The 20,884-nt window shown below is 51.4% G+C and carries 14 protein-coding genes and 1 pseudogene; 11 read left to right on the forward strand and 4 right to left on the reverse strand.

All coding sequences use genetic code 11. The features are described 5' to 3' along the window. The first annotated feature begins 93 nt into the window (after positions 1–93). The 4 genes from dapB to CCC32_RS04730 all read left to right on the forward strand — a co-directional run bounded on the left by dapB (position 94) and on the right by CCC32_RS04730 (position 3,888). Positions 94–852, forward strand: coding sequence for a 4-hydroxy-tetrahydrodipicolinate reductase (gene dapB / locus CCC32_RS04715; protein ID WP_022316102.1), 759 nt, complete (start codon positions 94–96; stop codon positions 850–852). Positions 853–1,007: 155 nt separating this feature from the next. Further along, positions 1,008–2,444 carry a signal peptidase I gene (lepB, locus tag CCC32_RS04720; RefSeq protein ID WP_022316103.1) on the forward strand — a complete coding sequence of 479 codons (1,437 nt, stop codon included), beginning with the start codon at positions 1,008–1,010 and terminating at the stop codon, positions 2,442–2,444. Between the two features lie 91 nt (positions 2,445–2,535). Further along, positions 2,536–3,213, forward strand: coding sequence for a S26 family signal peptidase (locus CCC32_RS04725; protein WP_022316104.1), 678 nt, complete (start codon positions 2,536–2,538; stop codon positions 3,211–3,213). A 36-nt stretch (positions 3,214–3,249) separates the two neighbouring features. Continuing rightward, on the forward strand, positions 3,250–3,888 hold the full coding sequence (locus CCC32_RS04730; RefSeq protein ID WP_022316105.1) for a WbqC family protein: 639 nt from the start codon (positions 3,250–3,252) through the stop codon (positions 3,886–3,888). A gap of 548 nt (positions 3,889–4,436) precedes the next feature. On the opposite strand, the gene CCC32_RS04735 is transcribed toward CCC32_RS04730, so the two are convergent. Beyond that, positions 4,437–5,609 (reverse strand): ATP-binding protein, encoded by a 1,173-nt coding sequence (locus CCC32_RS04735; RefSeq protein ID WP_197068922.1) that lies wholly within the window; start codon positions 5,607–5,609, stop codon positions 4,437–4,439. 550 nt (positions 5,610–6,159) lie between these two features. Here CCC32_RS04735 and CCC32_RS04740 point away from each other — a divergent pair. The 7 genes from CCC32_RS04740 (at position 6,160) to CCC32_RS04770 (ending at position 13,603) form a co-directional block, all read left to right on the forward strand. Continuing rightward, entirely contained in the window at positions 6,160–6,564 is a 405-nt protein-coding gene (locus CCC32_RS04740) for an acyl-CoA thioesterase (RefSeq protein ID WP_022317473.1), read from the forward strand. A 10-nt stretch (positions 6,565–6,574) separates the two neighbouring features. Further along, positions 6,575–7,708: a DNA-processing protein DprA gene (gene dprA, locus CCC32_RS04745; protein WP_287072663.1), complete on the forward strand. Its 1,134-nt coding sequence runs from the start codon at positions 6,575–6,577 to the stop codon at positions 7,706–7,708. 58 nt (positions 7,709–7,766) lie between these two features. Beyond that, positions 7,767–8,741: a tRNA dihydrouridine synthase DusB gene (gene dusB / locus CCC32_RS04750; RefSeq protein ID WP_044065649.1), complete on the forward strand. Its 975-nt coding sequence runs from the start codon at positions 7,767–7,769 to the stop codon at positions 8,739–8,741. A 128-nt stretch (positions 8,742–8,869) separates the two neighbouring features. Continuing rightward, a complete protein-coding gene (locus CCC32_RS04755) occupies positions 8,870–9,883 on the forward strand; it encodes a uroporphyrinogen decarboxylase family protein (RefSeq protein WP_156145402.1) in 1,014 nt (337 codons plus the stop codon). 964 nt (positions 9,884–10,847) lie between these two features. Further along, positions 10,848–11,585: a (Fe-S)-binding protein gene (locus CCC32_RS04760; protein ID WP_022317477.1), complete on the forward strand. Its 738-nt coding sequence runs from the start codon at positions 10,848–10,850 to the stop codon at positions 11,583–11,585. Further along, positions 11,582–12,955 carry a lactate utilization protein B gene (locus CCC32_RS04765; protein ID WP_287072666.1) on the forward strand — a complete coding sequence of 458 codons (1,374 nt, stop codon included), beginning with the start codon at positions 11,582–11,584 and terminating at the stop codon, positions 12,953–12,955. Before CCC32_RS04760 ends, CCC32_RS04765 begins: the two co-directional genes overlap by 4 nt. A 24-nt stretch (positions 12,956–12,979) precedes the next feature. Continuing rightward, complete coding sequence (locus tag CCC32_RS04770; RefSeq protein ID WP_044072938.1) at positions 12,980–13,603, forward strand: LutC/YkgG family protein; 624 nt, start codon at positions 12,980–12,982, stop codon at positions 13,601–13,603. 143 nt (positions 13,604–13,746) lie between these two features. Here the strand turns inward: CCC32_RS04770 and CCC32_RS04775 are convergent, their stop codons facing one another. The 3 genes and pseudogenes from CCC32_RS04775 to CCC32_RS04785 all read right to left on the reverse strand — a co-directional run bounded on the left by CCC32_RS04775 (position 13,747) and on the right by CCC32_RS04785 (position 20,879). Continuing rightward, positions 13,747–15,351, reverse strand: coding sequence for a sodium:solute symporter (locus CCC32_RS04775; RefSeq protein WP_287072669.1), 1,605 nt, complete (start codon positions 15,349–15,351; stop codon positions 13,747–13,749). A 94-nt stretch (positions 15,352–15,445) separates the two neighbouring features. Further along, positions 15,446–18,487, reverse strand: a pseudogene (locus CCC32_RS12780) (homocysteine S-methyltransferase family protein); the annotation flags it as partial. Positions 18,488–18,626: 139 nt separating this feature from the next. Continuing rightward, on the reverse strand, positions 18,627–20,879 hold the full coding sequence (locus CCC32_RS04785) for a glycoside hydrolase family 31 protein (protein WP_287072673.1): 2,253 nt from the start codon (positions 20,877–20,879) through the stop codon (positions 18,627–18,629). Positions 20,880–20,884: the final 5 nt, after the last annotated feature.

The following is a 20,884-nucleotide window of genomic DNA, read 5'->3' on the forward strand; positions in this document are numbered from 1 at the left end:
AAATTTAAGCGGAAAAAGGACCGAGGGAAAAGTAAAATCATTATATTTGCACGTTAAAAGCAACATTAATTAAACAAATACAAAGCATTTCTTATGAAAATAGCATTGATCGGCTACGGAAAAATGGGCAGGATGATAGAACAGATAGCCAAAGACCGTGGTCACGAAATAGTTTGCGTCATCGACGTTGACAACCAGCAGGATTTCGACAGCGAGGCGTTCAAAAGTGCCGACGTGGCAATAGAATTCACTAACCCTACAGCGGCATACGGCAACTACCTCAAGGCTTTCAGACACAACGTGAAGGTGGTGTCGGGCTCTACGGGATGGATGAAGGAACATGGCGACGACGTGAGGAGGATGTGTTCTGCCGAGGGCGGACAGACACTGTTCTGGGCATCAAACTTCTCTGTCGGCGTGGCGATTTTCTCTGCCGTGAACAGGTATCTCGCCAAGATAATGAACGGATTCCCGCAGTATGACGTGCGCATGGAGGAGACTCACCATATCCACAAGCTCGACGCTCCGAGCGGCACCGCCATCACACTGGCTGAAGAGATAATCAGCGACGTTGACCGCAAGAAGGAATGGGTGAAGGGTGTGCAGAGGCTTGCCGACGGCAGCGTGGAGGGCAGCAACGATGTGGCTGCAGACCAGCTCGCCATAGAGAGCATCCGCCGCGACGAGGTGCCGGGAATCCACTCCGTGGTTTACGACAGCGACGCCGACTGCATCACCATAACCCACGACGCCCACTCGCGCAAGGGATTCGCCATGGGAGCGGTGCTCGCAGCAGAATATACCAAGGACCACAGCGGACTGCTGACGATAAGCGACATGTTCAAATTCTGAACCGCCGGCGGAAAAGAAAGACGAAGACAGGACTCTAATGGCCTGTCATAGACCGGACACGAATCGGGATAATAGTATCAACAGAAAGGCGAATCCTGATACTCCGGATAATTGAATCAACAGAAAAAAGATAAATCCTGATAATTGACAAGAAAATGATTGACAAGGAAAAAGCAAAGCTGAACATGAAAGTGCAATGGGCTAAGTTCATCGGCGTGACCGTGCTGTACCTGTTGTTCCTCGTGTGGGTAAAGAGTTGGCTGGGACTCGTCGTAGTGCCATTCATCTTTGACGTTTACATAACGAAGAAAATAAAATGGCAATGGTGGAAAGACGCCGAAGGCCCCACAAGATTCATAATGTCGTGGGTTGACGCACTGGTGTTCGCACTCGTGGCAGTGTATTTCATCAACCAGTTCTTCTTCCAGAACTATGTCATCCCATCATCTTCACTTGAGAAATCACTCCTCACCGGCGACTACCTCTTCGTGAGCAAAGTGAGCTACGGACCCCGCATCCCGGAGACTCCGCTCACCATGCCGCTCACGCAACACACGCTGCCGGTGATAAACACAAAGTCGTACATAGAATGGCCACACTGGGAATACCGACGCGTCAAAGGACTGGGCAACGTGCAGCTCAACGACATCGTGGTGTTCAACTATCCTGCCGGCGACACCCTGGTGGAAAACTATCCCAACGCCGACTTCTACCGAGACATCTGCTATGCCACAGGCTACCAGCTGCTCGCAAACCAGTATGTGGACCTGAGCAAGATGACGCCCCAGCAGAAATACGACTATTTCCAGAAGGTATACAAGACAGGACACGACTATGTGGCTGCATCGCCACAGCAGTTCGGAAACATCATCAGCCGGCCCACCGACCGCCGCGAGAACTACGTGAAGCGCTGCGTGGGACTGCCTGGAATGACTCTGCAGATAAAGAACCGCATCGTTTACCTCAACGGCAAGCCGAACAAGGAGCCGGAGAATGTGCAGTATACATATAACGTGCAGCTCAACCAGCCTATCAGCGACGACCTGATGAAGGAACTCGGCATCAGCATGGAAGATCTCGGAAGCCTCAACTCCAACGGATACATGCCGCTTACAAAGCGTGCAGCAAAGGCACTCGCCGCCAACAAGACATTGGTGAAGAGCATCAAGCTGGCACCTGAGATGAAGAACGACATCCTGTATCCGCTCGACGCCGTGACAGGATGGACACGCGACAACTACGGACCAATCTGGATTCCGAAGAAGGGAGCTACGGTAAAGCTCGACATGAACAACATCGCCATCTATGAGCGCCCGATACGTGCCTATGAGCACAACAAGCTCGAAGTGAAGGGCGGCAAGATATACATCAACGGAAAACAGACCGACCGCTACACGTTCAAGATGGACTACTACTGGATGATGGGCGACAACCGCCACAACTCTGCCGACTCACGCTACTGGGGATTCGTGCCTGAAGACCACATCGTGGGCAAGCCAATATTCATCTGGTGGTCGAGCGACCCTGACCACAGAGGATTCTCCGGAATAAGATGGAGCAGACTCTTCAGATTCGTTGACAACATAAAATAACACGTTGACGGAATAAAATCCCATACATACAGAGAGAAGACCGCCGGCGGGAGACACACCCTCTCCCACCGGCGGCAACTCAAGGAAACAGATGAGAAACGCCATAAAGTTCATAATCGCCATCATCATTGCGGGACTGCTCATGATTCTCTTCCGCTGCGTGGCATTCACCATCTATATAGTCCCCAAGACGGGCATAAAGCCATGGCTCGTCGATGGCGACCGTGTGCTGGTGAACAGATGGAGCTATGGACTGAGGACGGGCAGCGACAAGACATTCCCATACAGCCGGTGGTTCCGCAAGCCGGTGGGCAAAGGCGAGCTCGTGGCTTTCAACTATCCGCTCGACACCATGCACACCGTGACGAACAGAAGCGTTCACGCCGCTTTCTGCATGGCAGGACCGGGCGACACCACATACATTGACCACCACCCCATCATTCCGCCGAAGAGATGCCGCATGGTGGAAGTGAAGCCATGGAACATAAAACTCCTCTGCAACACCTACCGTATCCACGAGGGACGGAAGGCGGACATCAAGGACGGGAAACTCATCGTGGACGGAAAGGCGACACGCTACGCCTATTTCTCAAGAAACTATTATTGGATGAGTTCTGTCGACGGCGACACAACGCCGGACAGCAGATATTACGGTTTCGTGCCCGAAGACCACATCATAGGACGCATCGTCATGGTGGTTTATTCCAGAGGCAACAGCGAGTCGTTCTTCGGCAGCTTCAGAAACGCCAGATGGCTGATGCCGCTATAACGGAGTCATCCCGCTCATCCACAAAACTCACCCTGAATGACAGCTTTATTATCTTCAACATACTTCGGACCCATACAGTGGTATCAGAAGCTCAACCGCTATGACAGCATATTAATCGAGCAGCACGACAGTTTCGTGAAGCAGACCTACCGCAACCGCTGCATAATAGCGACGGCTAACGGGAGCCAGGCTCTCAGTTTGCCAACATCGCCCGGCAACAAGGACAAAGGCGATGAGGGGATGCCGACGACGGTGAACTCCACCATAATCAGCGACCACGGCAACTGGCGCCACGTACACTGGAACGCATTGAAGAGCGCATACGGTGAGTCGCCTTTCTTCGAATACTATGCCGACGACATCAAACCGTTCTTCACCGGGAAATGGACTGACCTGTATTCCTTCAACATGGACATCTGCCGGAAGATGTGCGAACTGCTCGACATAGAACCGAACATTTCGCTCACAGACCATTATATCAGCAGAGAGGAAGCTTGCGACCTCGGCATCGCGGACTTCCGCGACGCTATCCGGCCCAAGCATCCGTTGCCAGACCCCGACTTCGAACCACGGCGCTATTATCAGGTGTATGAACAGCGCCACGGCTTCCTGCCTAACATGAGTATTATCGACCTGCTCTTCAACATGGGAAACGAGAGCGTGCTATGGTTATAGATATGAGTAAAAGTTGCCCATATCGCTGATTCTTAGTAAAAACAAGAATTTCTGAAAAACTGTCAGACTGTCTGGTTTTTTGTTGTAATATACTGACAGACAGATAGTTGACTACCTGGCGATTGTCAGCCAATTGTCTGGATGGTTTGCTGATGAGAGGAATTTTCAGATGAGAGGAATTGCATACGTTGGCAGAATTCTGAAAACAGGAATATTAGTATTACAATACGAACTTATTGGGCAGACGTCTGACAGCAAATCTGCCCATCCGGGGCAAGCACCGTGCCCAATCTTAAACCAAAATCGGTCGTTAGGGCTTGCTTGGATTTTGCTTTTTAGAAGAGTGGATTTTGTTTGGCTTTAACCCAAATCGGCCATTAGGGCTTGCTTGGATTTTGTTTTTTTAGAAGAGTGGATTTTGTTTGGCTTTTAATGAGTAATAGCGAGCTATTGCGAATTAAAAACGGACAAAAGACGCCTTATAAAAAGCAAAAGACTGCAAGCAGTCATAAAAAAATAAAGTAAACGTCCTAATGACCGTTTTGGGTTTAATAGTTCAATCCGAAGCACCACAGCGGAATGATATTGCCGAAGCCTGTTTCTATATCGTCCTTCACGATATAGCCATTGTCCAAACCTTCTATCTGCTGTTTGCCCTTCTTGCGTCCGCCAATCTCAAAGGTGTACTTGCCAATGACGAAATCGGACTGACGTGAGGCTGTCACCGCATTGCGCACACGCATCTGATTGTAGAAGAATGTCTCGCGCAGATTGCCTATATCGGGCGTACCACCGGCAAGAACCGTCATCAGACTCGGATTGTCAATATATACCTTCTTTATCTTTCCAAGATTGCGTATGCCCGAAGTGTCGTCGCGCAACAGTCCTATCATACCCGACTTCTCAAGATAAGCCAGATAATCGGGTATGCTGTTCTTGCTTGCGCCTATCTCCGACGCCAGACTGTCTGCTACGGGCTTGTATGGAGCCAGGTGCGAGAGGATGGCAAGCAGCTGCTTCAGCTTACGGGCTGTAGAGGCTTTCATATCGGCATACTGCGGTATGTCCACTTCTATAGTCTGCGTCACCACTTGCTCCATACGCATCGGGAAATCGCCCTGGACGGAGAAGGGATAATAGCCACGACTCATATAGTCGCGGAAGAGTGGCAGCGGATGTTCTACGGCATCAAGCACTGCGCGGTTGCTGAGGATGTCGTCGAGAGTGTAAACCGGACTCTCTATGCCATGGAAGAAAGACAGATACTCTCTGAATGACAAGCCGTACATGAAATAGAGCAAGGCTCGACGGCTGAGGTCGGACTCGCCACGATATATATCGAGCACCGAAGAACCGGTAAAGACGATGTGAAGCGAAGGGTGCATATCATACATCAGTTTCAATTCTCTGCTCCAGCCGCTATACTTGTGTACCTCGTCGATATACAGATGCGTACCACCCTCCTTCACAAACTTATCGGCAAGGTCGTAAAGTTTATGGTCGGCAAAGTACATGTTGTCGGCTGTGATGTAGAGGCTATGGTTTTCGGGCGTGTTCTTTATACGCTGCAATATCATTGTAGACTTGCCGATGCCTCGCGGACCAAGTATTCCCACCAAACGACTATCCCAACTGATATCGTCATACTTATAACGCACGAATGTGGTGGGTGTCTGCTTGAGCAATTCGCGCATGTATTCATAAAGTTTCAATTCTATCATAGCTTGTAGACGTTTGATAACAATGCAAAGATACGAAAAATCCCTCAATGAGGGACGCTTTTGGCTTAAAACGTCCCTCATTGAGGGAAATATTTGGCGAATTTGTCCCTCTTAGAGCTTTTTTACAAGATGCCTTTTGTCCGTTTTAAATCCGCAAAATGCCTTGCCTGCACAATAAATTCCTCGAAAGGAGTGTTTATCTCAGTTTTTATATTTACCTTTGCCATATATCAGATATTCTTTATCTAAGTTTTTGTAAGATTGCAAGTCTGCTGATTTAAGGTAAAGACGTAAGACAACGAGACCTAATTTTATCGATGAATACGGGATTTTTTAACCCAATCGGTCATTAGGGCTTGTCTGGATTTTGCTCTTTTAGAAGAGTGGATTTTGTTTGGCTTTTAATGAGTAATAGTGGGCTATTACGAATTGAAAACAAGCAAAAGACGCCTTATAAAAGACAAAAGACGGCAAGCAGTATATAAATAAACAATGGAACGGCCTAATGACCGTTTGGGGTTTAATCATAAGAAACCATAACATAACAAATATGGATTATATATTTGAGACCAAGATGATGGTGCGCGACTACGAATGCGACATCGAGGGAATAGTAAACAACGCCAACTACCTGCACTACGCCGAACACACAAGACACCTGTTCTTGCAGAAATGCGGACTCAGCTTCGCAGAGATGCACAGAAGAGGAATCGACGCCGTGGTGGCAAGGATGAACCTGCAGTTCAAGACTCCTCTCAGATGCGACGACGAGTTCTTCTCCCGTCTGAACCTCACCAAGGAGGGAATAAAATACGTGTTCCATCAGGACATCTACCGTGCGTCGGACAACAAGATATGCTTCAAGGGAGTGATTGACCTGGTCTGCATCGTTGACGGCAGACTCGCCAACAGTCCCGAATACGACGATGCCTTCAAGGAATATATAAACAAATAAGACGATTCGGATGGATACAGCACAGCAAGAAAGACTCAATGCCCTGACGCTGTCGAGAATGGGATTCTACAATATCCCGGCGATGAGGGAACTGCTCCACAGGGCAGGTTCGTTCACAAACATTGCCGACCATCATGACAACATACTCGACATCGTGCCCGACTGTCCGAAGCGTCTCGCCAACTCGCTTAAAGACATCGCCCCACTGCAGCAGAGAGCGGAGGAGGAACTGGAATATGCGGCTGCCCACGGCATACAGGTACTGCTGATATCCGACGACGACTATCCGCAGCGGCTGAAAGAGTGCAACGACGCACCGCTCGTACTCTTCTATAAAGGCAATGCCGACCTCAATGCCAAACGGGTGATCAACATCGTGGGAACACGCCACGCCACACAGTATGCCGACGACTGCATACGTAAGTTCATTGCAGACATCAAGGTGATGTGTCCCGAAATCCTCATTGCCAGCGGACTGGCATACGGTGTGGACATCATGGCGCACAGACACTCGCTGGAAAACGGCATACCCACTGTGGGAGTGCTTGCCCACGGACTCGACAACCTGTATCCGCCACGCCACAGGGAGACGGCAGACAGGATGGTGGGATGCGGTGGACTCCTGACGGAGCATTTCACGAATACCAATGCCGACAAAGTGAACTTCGTGAGGCGCAACCGCATCGTGGCAGGCATGTCAGACGCCACCATACTCGTGGAGAGCGCTGCAAAGGGCGGAGGACTCATCACTTGCTCGCTGGCAAACTCATACAACCGCGACGTTTTCGCATTCCCCGGCAGAATTGGCGACAGCCTCTCTGAAGGATGCAACAAGATTATCCGCAACCGGTCAGCACAGATGGTAATATCGGCGGAATCATTCGTCAGCGACATGGGATGGGAGACTGACGCACAGCTCGCCACAGCCCAGAAGAACGGTATAGAGAGGAGTCTCTTCCCCGAAGTGGAAGGCGACGCAAAGACAATAATCGACGCTCTCGCCAAGAACAACGACCAGCAGATGAACGTGCTTACGGTATCCACGGGATTGCCTATAAACAGGCTCACCGCCCTTCTCTTCGAACTGGAGATGAAGGGAATGGTAAAGGCACTGGCTGGAGGAATGTATCATTTGATTAGTTGACAAGGAGACGAGTTGACAAGGAGACGAGTTGACAAGGAGTAAAGTAGACAAGTAGACAATGAAAATAGGAAACATACAATTTGGAGATCACCCTCTGTTTCTCGCACCGATGGAAGATGTCACCGACATCGGATTCCGAATGCTCTGCAAGAGATACGGGGCATCTATGGTATACACCGAGTTCGTGAGCGCAGAGGCTCTCGTAAGATCGGTGAAAAGCACCGTCAACAAACTCACCATCAGCGATGAGGAGCGCCCCGTGGGCATTCAGATTTACGGACGCGACGTGGAGTCGATGGTAGAGGCGGCAAAGATTGTGGAAGACCAGGCACATCCCGACGTGATAGACATCAACTTCGGCTGCCCCGTGAAGAAGGTGGCTGGAAAAGGTGCCGGAGCCGGCATGCTGCAGAACGTGCCGCTGCTGCTCGACATCACGAAAAACGTGGTGAAGGCGGTGAGCACTCCCGTCACAGTGAAGACGCGACTGGGATGGAGCAACGACAACCTCATCATCTGCGACCTCGCCGAACAGCTGCAGGACTGCGGCATACAGGCTCTCACCATACACGGAAGGACGAGGGCACAGATGTATACAGGTTCTGCCGACTGGACTCTGATTGGCGAAGTGAAGAAGAACCCGCGAATCAACATCCCCATCATCGGCAACGGCGACATCACATCACCGGAGGAAACGAAACGGGCTTTCGAGGAATATGGCGTTGACGCCGTGATGATAGGGCGAGCCACCTTCGGACGCCCATGGATATTCAAGGAGATACGTGACTATCTCGACGGCAAGGAGCCAGACCCCGAGATGACCTTCAACTGGATGCTCGACGTGCTCGAAGAGCAGCTGCGCATCAATGTGGAACGCATCGACGAATACCGCGGCATACTGCACACAAGGCGCCACCTCGCCGCAAGTCCGATATTCAAGGGAATACCAAACTTCCGCCAGACCCGCATCGCCATGCTACGTGCAAACACGATGGACGAACTGATGGGAATCCTCGAAGAACAGAGAAAATAAACCCGAATTCTGTTATCTATTCGGGGCAACCCCGGATAGCTCATAATGCCTATTCGGGGGCAATGATTACACTTCATGCAAAAACGCGTCATGATATTGAGAAACGTATATAAAAAGGAGACCACAATATTATGAACATTTCCATGAAAGAATGGATAACGGGCGTTATCCAGAATCATAAGACCGTCGCCGTGCCCGTGATGACGCATCCCGGCATAGAACTGACGGGGAAGAGCGTGAGGGAGGCTTGCTGCGACGGACAGACCCACTTCGAGGCTATCAAGGCTCTCGCCGGCAGATACCCTACGGCGGCAGCCACCGTAATCATGGACCTCACCGTGGAGGCGGAGGCTTTCGGAGCGGACGTACACTTCACCGAGGATGCCGTGCCTGCCGTTATCGGCCATCTGCTGAACGATGCCGATGACATAAAGGCTCTCAAGGTGCCGTCGCTGAAGGCTGCCAGAGTGCCTGAATATCTCAAGGCGAACCTGCTCTCGGCAAGGGCTATCAACGACCGTCCGGTGCTGGGCGGATGTATCGGTCCGTTCTCGCTCGCCGGCAGACTCTACGACATGTCGGAGATTATGGTGCTGATATACCAGAACCCCGACGCTGCCCACACGCTGCTGGCAAAATGCACGGAGTTTATACTGAAATACTGCAAGGCGCTGAAGATGACGGGCGTCGACGGAGTGGTGATGGCAGAACCGGCGGCAGGACTGATGTCCGACGACGACTGCAAGCGCTTCTCTTCCGACTACATCAGATATATCGTAGGACAGGTGCAGGACGACTCCTTCAGCATCGTGCTGCACAACTGCGGCAACACTGGCCACTGCACAAAGGCGATGGTGGCTACAGGAGCGGCAGCCTACCATTTCGGCAACAAGTGCGACATGCGGCAGGTGATAAAGGATGTGCCGCCGACGGCTCTCGCCATGGGAAACATCGACCCCGTATCGGTGTTCAAGGAGGGCACACCGGAACAGATGTACGAGACGACAACACGACTGCTGCAGGAAATGAAGCAGTATCCCAACTTCGTTCTCTCCAGCGGCTGCGACACTCCGCCACACACTCCGATGGAGAACATCGACGCTTTCTTCAAGGCTCTCGACGACTTTGACAAGACCATTTAACCCAAAACGGTCATTAGTCCGTTCAATGTATAATTTTAATAACTGCTTGCAGTCTTTTGCTTTTTATAAGGCGTCTTTTGCTTGTTTTTAATTCGCAATAGCTCGCTATTACTCATTAAAAGCCAAACAAAATCCACTCTTCTAAAAAAGCAAAATACAAGCAAGCCCTAATGACCGATTTGGGTTTAAGTCATTTTACAGCCTCCAAAACATTGGTTTAGAATGTTGTCATCAGCGCAACTTACATAAACCCCAATCGACCATTAGGCCGTTTTATGTGATATTTTAAACTGCTTGCAGTCTTTTGTCTTTTATAAGACGCTTTTGCATCCCCTCTACCAACGTTGTCATTTCATGAATACTTTGGGCACGGTTTGGACACAGATCGTGCCCACTTGGGGCAAGCACCGTGCCCCAAGTGAGAAAGCACGTTGCCCCACATGGGCAAGCACCGTGCCCGATTCTTGTAGTTTTTGTTATCCTTGCCGATGATTGTGAGTCGGCTATTTGGAAACAAAGACCAACCAGAGAAATGACTGTCCTTTTATGGGGCTTGCAAAAGTCTTACCAGACAGGACAATAGCTCCGATGATACTTTATGATACTTCTATGATACTTTTCTGTAAAGAATCCAGAAAAGTGTCATTACCCCTAACTCGTTCGTCTGATGCACTTTAGATACATCCAGCACCCCCGAAAATGATACTTTGACACTTTTCTTCAGGAAAAAAACATATTGTCATTCCCGGATTTTTCGTTGTGTCTTGATAACATTTCACGAAAAATTCTTGTGTATCTCAAGTATTTTATAGAATTTTGTATAAGAGTCTTACGAACGCTGACTGACACGGGATGGCATATACGCCACTAAATCCCTATGAATCAACGGAGTAACGGACTCGACAAATATATAATCATCTAAAAACAATTCCGCCTACGGGTTAACATTAACAACATAACCATTATGAGAGTAGGATTATTCGTCCCCTGCTATGTGGACGCCCTGTATCCAGAGGCTGGTGTAGCCACATACAAGTTGCTCAAGCACTACGGACTTGACGTGGAGTATCCTGAGCGGCAGACATGCTGTGGACAACCGATGGCAAACGCCGGTTTCCAGGACAAGTCGATGAAAGTGATCGAGTCTTTTGATGAACTTTTCAAAGACTATGACTACATCGTCGCCCCTTCAGCATCGTGCGCCGCATACGTGAAAGTCTATTATCCCAAAATTCTGAAGGGCAAGCACGAGTGTGTCTCTTCAGGCAAAATCATGGATATAGTGGAGTTTCTCCACGACGTGCTGAAGGTGAAGGAGGTGCCGGGAAAGTTCCCCCACCCTGTCAGCGTGCATAACAGCTGCCACGGAGTGAGAGAGCTGAACCTGTCGTCGCCCTCGGAGTGCAACGTCAAGCCATTCAACAAGATCATCGACCTCTTGCAGCTCGTCGACGGCATCACCATCCATGAGCCGGAGCGAAAGGACGAGTGCTGCGGCTTCGGCGGCATGTTCTCCATCGAGGAGCCAGCCGTTTCCACACGTATGGGAGAAGAGAAGATAAAGAGGCACATCGCCACCGGGGCGGAATACGTGACGGGGCCAGACTCTTCGTGTCTCATGCACATGGCTGGCATCGCCAAGAAAGAGAAGATGCCTATCAAATTCATTCACGTAGTCCAGATATTAGCAGCAGGGTTATGAGCACAATACATTCAAAGAGAGCCGCCCGCTTTGTGGCGGATGCAGAGAAGACCAGTTGGCACGACGCCACCTTCTGGTCGGTGAGAGAGAAGCGCGACAAGATGGCACAGCAACTGCCTGAGTGGGAAGACCTGCGCGAGCATGCCTCGCAGATAAAGAAGCACACCATCACCCATCTGGCGGATTATCTGGAGCAGTTCTCCGACTCTCTGGAGAGCCGCGGAGTGAAGGTGCATTGGGCGAAGGATGCCACGGAGTTCAACGAGACAGTACTTTCCATTCTGCAGAGCCACGGTGTGACGAAGATGGTGAAGTCGAAGTCGATGCTCACCGAAGAGTGCGAAATGAACCCCTATCTGGAGCAGCACGGCATCGATGTGGTGGAGACCGACCTCGGCGAGCGCATCATCCAGCTCCTGCATCAGAAACCGAGCCATATCGTGATGCCTGCCATCCACCTCAAACGCGAGGAAGTGGGCAGGATGTTCGAGGAGAAGGGAATATCGAAGGAGAAAGGAAACTACGACCCTACTTATCTCACCCATTGCGCCCGTCTGCATCTGCGCGACCAGTTTATGCAGGCTGGAGCCGGCATGACGGGATGCAACTTCGGCGTGGCTGCCACCGGCGACTGCGTGGTATGCACCAACGAGGGCAATGCCGACATGACAACATCAATGCCTAAGCTGCATATAGTGGCGATGGGAATCGAGAAACTGGTGCCCGACTACAAGTCGCTTGCCGTCTTCCAGCGCTTGCTCTGCCGCAGCGCCACAGGACAGCCCACCACAGCCTTCACATCACACTTCCGCCAGGCACGTCCCGGAGGAGAGATGCACGTGGTGCTCGTGGACAACGGCAGGAGCGACATGTTGGCTGACACCGAACATTGGCAGACGCTGAAATGTATGCGCTGCGGTGCCTGCATCAACACTTGTCCGGTATACCGACGTTCGGGAGGATACAGCTACACGTATTTCATCCCTGGTCCCGTGGGTGTGAACCTCGGCATGCTGCGCGACCCGAAGAAATACAGCGACAACGTTTCGGCATGCACCCTCTGTCTCTCTTGCGACAATGTGTGTCCGTCGAAGGTAGGTCCGGGGTCTCAGATATACGTATGGCGACAGAGTCTGGAGAAACTGGGAAAAGCCGACAAACTGAAGAAGGCGATGTCGGCAGGTATGGAATATCTGTTCGACCGCCCTGCCCTCTACACAACAGCCTTGAAATTCGCTCCGCTCGCCAACTACGTTCCTGACTGCCTCACCAACATCGGCAACATCAACGCATGGGGTATCGGACACGCCATGCCTGAATTCGCAAAGAAATCATTCCATGAACTGTGGAAAGAAGGAAAAGTGAAGTAAAAGAAGGATTCATTTGAAAAAAGTATGAAGAAAGAAGATTTTTTGAATAAGTTGCGCCAGAACACGCACTTTCAATACGATATGCCAAAGGAGGAGATAAAAGGCATCGAATACGAAGACACCTTTGAACAGTTCGTCAGGATGACCGAAACGGTAGGCGGCCATGTCATCAACGATGTCCGGAAGGATGCCGACCTCAATGAACTGGTGCGCAGAGCTTATCCTGACGCTAAAGTGTTCTGCTCTAATCTAAAGGGAATAACGCTGGAGGGACTGAAAGGCGGCAATGATTCCACAGCCTTAGAACTTCGTAATCCGGATACCGTGGCAGAGGCAAACGATCTGAACGGCACCGATGTAGCCATTGTGCAAGGCACGGTGGGAGTTGCCGAAAACGGCTGTATATGGATTCCGCAGACGATGAAGGAGAAAGCATTGCTTTTCATCTCCGAGTATCTCGTAATAGTGCTCAACAGGAAGAACATCGTCAACAACATGCACGATGCCTATGACCGCATCGGGATGGATGACCGGTACAACTTCGGCACGTTCATCAGCGGTCCGTCAAAGACCGCCGACATCGAGCAGGCTCTTGTAATCGGTGCACAGGCAGCCCGCGGAGTCACCGTGGTGCTGGTGGACGAATAAGTATTTTGACACTAATCCCCAACCGGGTCTTATTGGGGGAGGGTAACAAAAGCAGAATGTTGGTTTTATGGGGTTGGCATCCAACCGTCATAAAACCAACATTCTTTATAATCCTATCTTATATTTTCCGTGCTACAGTATTGTCAGTTGCCGTTGAAAAACACATAGAGGGCTATCATCACCACGGCAAGCGACACCCATGCTATGATGACACTCCTTGCCGGTTTTTCATTCACAGCCACGATGACGTGTTTCTCGTTGGCATTCATGTCATACAGACTTACCACTATCATAATCGCTACCAGACCGACGAAGATGAAGAACGAGAGGAGCATAAAATGCACCATCTCAGAAAATCCCGGTATCACCCAAAGATAGAGTATTCCTGTGCCGATGCTGAGCACCGTGCCGAACGTCAGCGTCATGTTGGCGGCAAGTGTAGTGCAGCGCTTCCAGAACACTCCCATCAGGAACACTGCCGCCATCGGCGGAGCGATGAAGCTGAGCACAGACTGGAACACATTGAACAGGTCCATACCCTTGATGCCGTCTACGGCAACCGTGATGACGATAGACACCAAGGCACCGAGAACGGTAACGACACGTCCCGTCTTGCGGATTTCTTCGGGAGATGCCTTCGGACGGATGTTCTTCACATAAATGTCCATGGTGAACACCGTACTCAAGGCATTCAGGGCAGAGCCGATAGTGCTTATCAGAGCCGCCGTAAGTACAGCGAGCACCAATCCCACCATACCGGCAGGGAAAAGCTCATAGACGAGCTTTAAATAGGCGTCATCGGCATTTACCTGCACATTACCGAAGAACCCTGTCTTGACCATGGCGAAGCATACCACTCCGGGAAGGATGTATATCGCCACATCCAGAATCTTCAGCCAGCCGGTGAAATTGGCTCCCCGCTGTCCTTCGCTCAGGTTGCGCGCTGCAAGCACCGGCTGCACCATAGACTGGTCGGTACACCAGAACCACACACCCATGATGGGATAGCCGAGGATGATAGGCAGCCACGGATAACCGGGGTCGGTATTAGGACGGAAGAGGTTCCAATAGTCTGACGGCACCACATCGGGATTGGCAAGCACCGCTATGCCATGAGAGAAAGACTCGCCGCCGAGCTTCCATATTCCCACTACCGTTAGCGTTGCCGACACTATGATGAGCAGCACCATCTGATAAACGTTGGTATATGCCACGGCTTTCAGTCCGCCGAGCATAGTGAAAAACGCTGATATGGCGAGAAGCAGCATTGCCGAGAGCCACATCGGCATGCCGAACACCTGGCGGATTATGATTCCTCCGGCAAAGAGCGTGAGGGCAAGCCAAGAGATGAGTATCGTCACTATGGTATACCATGCCAGGATATTGCGTGTGGAGTCGCCGAAACGCAGTCCCATAAACTCCGGCAGCGTGGAGATGCCGGTGCCAAGATATCGTGGAGCGAACACGAAGGCGAGCAGGGCGATGAACACGAAGGCGTACCATGCGTAGTTGCCAGACACGATGCCGGTGGAGAAACCGGCACTGGCTGATGCGATGAGCATCGACGGACCGACATTGGTGCCCCACATGGAGAAACCGATGTGGTGCCAGCGCAGAGAGCGGCTGGCAAGAAACATGTTTCCGCTTTTCTTTGCCTTAGAGCTTGCCCACATTCCTATGGCAATGAGCACCACAAAGTAAGCGACAAGGATTATCCAATCAAGTGCATCAAGATTTTGAGTATTCATAGGTTTTGTAGTTTTAAACCCATCCGGCTCCCATCGGGGATGGCAAGGGTGGGTCTTATTGTTTTATTCGTTTTATTTCCTATCTGTATTCGTCTTATTTTCCCATCAGCTCCTTGGCTACGGCAACGGCAGAGTTTGCGTTGTCGCTATAGCCGTCGGCACCGATTTCGTCAGCGAAGTTTTGTGTTACGGGAGCACCACCAACCATCACTTTCACGTTCTGGCGTATTCCGGCATCTTCAAGAGCCTGGATAACATCCTTCATATATGTCATGGTGGTTGTAAGCAGCGCACTCATGCAGAGAATGTCGGCATTATAGTCTTTTACAGCCTCAACGAACTTCTCGCTCGGCACGTCGATGCCGATATTCTTCACCTCGAAGCCGCAACCCTCGAGCATAGAGGCAACGAGATTCTTGCCTATGTCGTGGAGATCGCCCTTCACGGTTCCTATCACTATCCTGCCCAGCGTAGTGGATGCCTGTCCGGCGAGCAGCGGCTTCAGAATCTCAAGAGCCGCCTTCATGGCACGTCCTGCCATCAGCAGCTGTGGCACGAAGGCTTTACCGTCCTGGAAGCGTTGTCCCACCTCACTCATGGCGCGTATCATCTGACCGTTTATGATGTCCTGCGGAGCCACGCCTTCATCAAGAGCACGTTTGGTGGCATCGGCAGCCTTGTCGCCTTTGCCGGCGAGGATTGCCTCAAAGACTTCCTCTGCAGCATTGCTCTCCGGCTTGGATGTGGCTACAGGGGCGGCATCGTGGTCGATGCCGCAGGAGCATTTCTTCTCTTTCACAGGAGCGCTAGAATCTCTAGAAATGCTAGAAAAGCTAGAAATTCTAGAAAGACTAGAATCACTAGAAACGCTAGAAAGACTAGAAACGCCAGAAACCCCAGAATTTCCAGCCCCTCCAGGATAGTGAGGAGTGATGAACAATCCTTCTATCGGCTGCACGAGCTTTGCTATCTCACGGATATGCAAATCGTCAGTACCGCAGCATCCACCAACCACGTTCAGCAGATGGGCCTCAACGATTGGCCATATCTCGGTCTGCATCATCTTTGGAGTGTCGAGGTAATGACCGTGTTCGTCCGGCAATCCCGCATTTGGGAACATACTTATATAATAGCCGGTCTCGGCAGCCATACGCTGGATGATAGGTGCCATCTTGGCGGCATTGAGCGAACAGTTAAGTCCTACGCTGAACACGCTGTCGTCATTAAGACTCTTGACAAAGTCCACTACCGACTGTCCGAGCATGTTGTGTCCATCCTCGCTTGCCACAGTGAAGCTCATCATTATAGGCAGACGGAAGCCTTTCTTCAGCATCACTTCCTTGCAGCACCGCAAGGCCACCTTGGCATTCTCTATGTCGAATATTGTCTCTATAAGCACGGCATCCACGCCGCCGTCTATCAAAGCCTCTATCTGCTCATAGTAGGCATCATGAAGGATATCTTCGTTGAACTCCGCACTTTCTCCGATAGACAGGGTCTTGCTTGTAGGACCGACACTACCAAGCACATAACGGGGCTTACGCGGATTCATCAATGTATAGGCATCAGCCTCTTTCCTTGCCAGTCGGGCAGCTTCAAGGTTTATCTCCCTTGCATAGTCCTGCAGATGCTTGTCGGCAAGCGAGACGCGCTGTGAATTGAACGTATTCGTGGTGATTAGGTCTGAACCTGCTTCAAGGAAACGGCGGTGCATACTTGTCACAATCTCCGGATAAGTAAGAGCAAGCAGGTCGTTTGTTCCACGGACCTCCCCGTCGAAGTCTTTGAATCTCTCCCCACGGAACTCCTCTTCTGTGAGCTTATACTGCTGGATGGTGGTTCCTGTAGCACCGTCGAGAACGAATATCCTTTCCTTTGCCACGACATCCATCGACGGTCTGCCGAGAGTAGCAGCCTTGAGAGGCAGGGCTTTCATCTTGTCGTCAGCGGCAGAAGCGGCATTGGCATCCCCGCTTTCTATCTTGTCGATGATAGCCATCACCTCCTCGTCGGGAGTCATGGTCTTGTTGATACGGATAGTGTTGTCGGCGGCTTCCGGCTCGTCGGCACTTTCCTGGTATTCCTCTACTATGCGCAATGCCTTCTCCACCTCGTCCTCGTTGTGGAAATCCATCTCGATATGCACTCCGTCGCCACCGATATTGTCGAGCAGCGGACGCAGTTCGTCGAGGGTCACCCAGCATGCCATGATGCTTTTTCCTCCTGCAAGAATCTTCTTGTAGAGGTCATACCACTTGGGCGATCCGCCCTGTGGCTCTCCCACTCCCGGCGTCCACTGTATGGCGTTGAGCTCTTCTATCTCAAGCAGGGCTGGCAGATGGTGCATTGCCCCCACACCGTCGAGATGATACAGCGTGTAGTCTATCTTCTGACACTGCTGACGGATGAAGGGCTGCACAAAGCGGCGGTAATCCTCCACGCTGATCATCGTGGAGATGTCGCTCTGCAGCTTTGTCATCTTTCCAGGTGCCCACGATGAGAAATAGCAGAATGCCATCTCGTCGCCCTCGCGGATAATGTCGTATAGCTCGTCGAAGACCTGGAAGTATATGTCGTTTATCTGCTGCATCTGCCGCTCCAGCACTTCGGGTTGCATCACGGTGTCGAGAAGCACCTTGTCGGTGCCCTTCATGGCGGCGAGCACATCCATGCCTTCCATCAGGTCGGGCATGCCCACATAGTAGTTGCCTTTGGCTTTCTTCTTGCAGGCACGCAGCAGATCCTTGTGAAGCTGCCAGTTCTTGTTGGCAGGGTCGTTGATGTCGAACTTGATGTCGTCGGTGTAGTTGGGGTCCGGATGTATCCAGATGGTATCCTCTCCGCCCTCAAACACGCCGCCGAGGATGGCTGCAAGCGAACCGGGACCGAGCTGCGTGTTGGCAACAGGCAGCATGTCGGCTTTCATCGAACTGTGTGCCACATACCAGTCGAGATATTCGGCACGCCATTCCGGGTCGAACCATTTCTGGTCGAGCGACTTCGGTGCCGGCGGCATGGGCACGTCGGCATGGGGCTTGACGCCTTCCTGGAAGTGTTCCCACATATTGAGCACGATGCCCTTATGGTTCCACCAGTCTATATAGTGTTTCTTGGTTTCTTCTAAATTGGGTTTCCACATAATTGTTATGATTTATAATTTTCTTGGGAAAGGGGATGGGAGGAATGGGAAGAATGGGACAAATAGGACAAATAGGAGAAATACCACTCCAAACTACTCAATCCTGACTCCTCTCTCCTCATTCCTCTCTCCTCACTCAAATCTCAAATCCCTTAAACTCCTCGTTGATGATGAGATTCTTCACCTTGCTCATATCCATGTCGTCGGTGCTGTCTACATCCTCCGGATAAACGGGGATTACGGCACCCTTGCGCACAAACACCGGCATACGGTCGAGCGGTGTCTCTATGTCCTTCAGCCATCTGCCGCCGTCGCTTACCGAGAAGCGGTCGCCGGTGAAGAACTCTACCCATTCTCCTTCCGGCAGATATATGTCGCGACAGTTGTCGCTGCTCATTACGGGAGCCACAAGGAAGTCGTCGCCGAAATAGTATTCATCATCGATATGCCAGCAGTTGTTGTCTTCGGGATGGTGGAAGATAAGTGCCTGCACGATGGTTGATCCGCTGTGTGTTGCCTTCTCGCTCTCGCGGAGGATATATGGAATGAGTTTGTAGCGCAGCTTCCACCAGCGCTTCACCATCGGTGCGATGTTGGGATAATGCCATGGCTCACGTTTGTTGGTGCCGTGGTATCGGATATGCGAGGAGAACACGCCGAACTGTGTCCAGCGCATATACACATCATCGCGGACAACGGAGTTCATGAAGTTTGGCAACGTATGGAATCCCGGCACGTCGTGGCTCCAGAAGGCAAAGCCGGAGAGTCCGAAATGGAGTCCGCCACGCAGCGAACCGGCGAGTCCCTCCCACGAACTGCAGGAGTCTCCGCCCCAATGCAGCGGATATCTCTGGCATCCTGCCCATGCGGAACGTGCCCACACGATGCCGTCGCCTGTCACCTCCTTCGTTATCTCGTATGCCGCCTTCTGATAGAGCAGCGAGTAGAGGTTGTTGAGGAGTTCCGGCGACATGTTCTCGTATTCGGCATCCATGTGGATATTCTCTCCGAAGTCGGTCTTTATACATTTCACTCCCATATCGAGAAGATTCTTCAGCAGACCTTTATACCAGTTTGTCGCCTTCTCGCTGGTGAAATCAATGGTGCCGGCATAGTCGAGGGCTGAGAAGTTGGAGCCTTCTGAATCCTGCTGCTTTGTGAGCTTGCAGATATAGTTGTTCTTGCGTGCCTCGTCAATCTGCTCAGCGTCTTCCGCCACATACGGCAACTGCCACAACGATACCTTGAAGCCCCTCTTCAACAAGTCCTGCACAAACTTCTTCGGATTGGGGAAGCGTTCCTCGTTGAACTTCCATTCGCAGAGCCAGTCGGTTTTGAACCATCCCGTGTCGAGATGTATCACGTCGCATGGATAATGCTCCTTGCGCAGACGTTCGCAGATGCCGTTCACCTCATCGGCACTGAAATATGTCATACGGCTCATCCACACTCCGTAGCTCCATAGCGGCGGCATGGAGGGATAGCCGGTGAGGTCGCGATAGCCTCTTGTAATCTGCTCCACGGTGTCGCCGCCGATGATAAAGGCGTCGATGAGAGCCTGGTCGCTGAGAAATTCCACAGACCGCGTTGACACTCCGGCGAGCGACAGCTTACTATATGCCGTGGTGTGATAGAACACGCCATACATGCGGCTGGAGATATAGAACGGTATGTTCTTGTATGTGCGGCGGTTGTTCACTCCCTGTCCGTCCTGGTTCTTCAGGAAGAAAGTCTGGCCGCTGAGATCCATCTTCCCGAAGCGCTCCCCTGTTCCGGCGAAGCACTCGTTAAGCTTGCATTCGAACGACAACGTGGCACGCTCTCTCCTGCCGTTCAGCTTGCAGTAAGCCAAAGGCAGGGCATCATAGCGTGGCGGCGAGAAGTGGTCGTAGGCGGCGAGTCTCACCTCATGTTTCCCGTCGGGATACAGTCGCATGTCGAGTGTCTCCTGTGGGTCGGGCAGCAGCTCGCTCCATCTGTCGAGCACCGGCTGCTGCATGTTTATCACCGCCCTTCTCACACCAGCGCCGTCGGTAATGATCCATTGGTCATCCACGAACTCCGCTTTCAGCGGCAACCGTTTCACACGAGCGCTCATCTGCAGCATCTCCGAGGTGTCTGAGGGTTGCTCTCCCCCGCATCCCATGAAGAGGCGGAGGATTCCGGGTTCATATTGTCGTATCACGAGAGTCTGTGTCTCCTGCAGCACATCGGTGTCGGGAGCCATATCGTTGGCAAGCTGCTGTTTCTGGAAAGGCACCTCCACGAGGATGTCTCCATCCTTCTCTCTGACGGATGTCGGCTTGTATGCCTTCCACAGCGACTCATCTCTTTTGAGGTCTGTATCGAAATCCATGAAATCGAACAGATGGTAGTTTGTTGGTCTCATTGTGT

The organism is Prevotella sp. LMAG:51 (genome assembly GCF_008680225.1).
GTDB lineage: Bacteria > Bacteroidota > Bacteroidia > Bacteroidales > Bacteroidaceae > Prevotella > Prevotella pectinovora.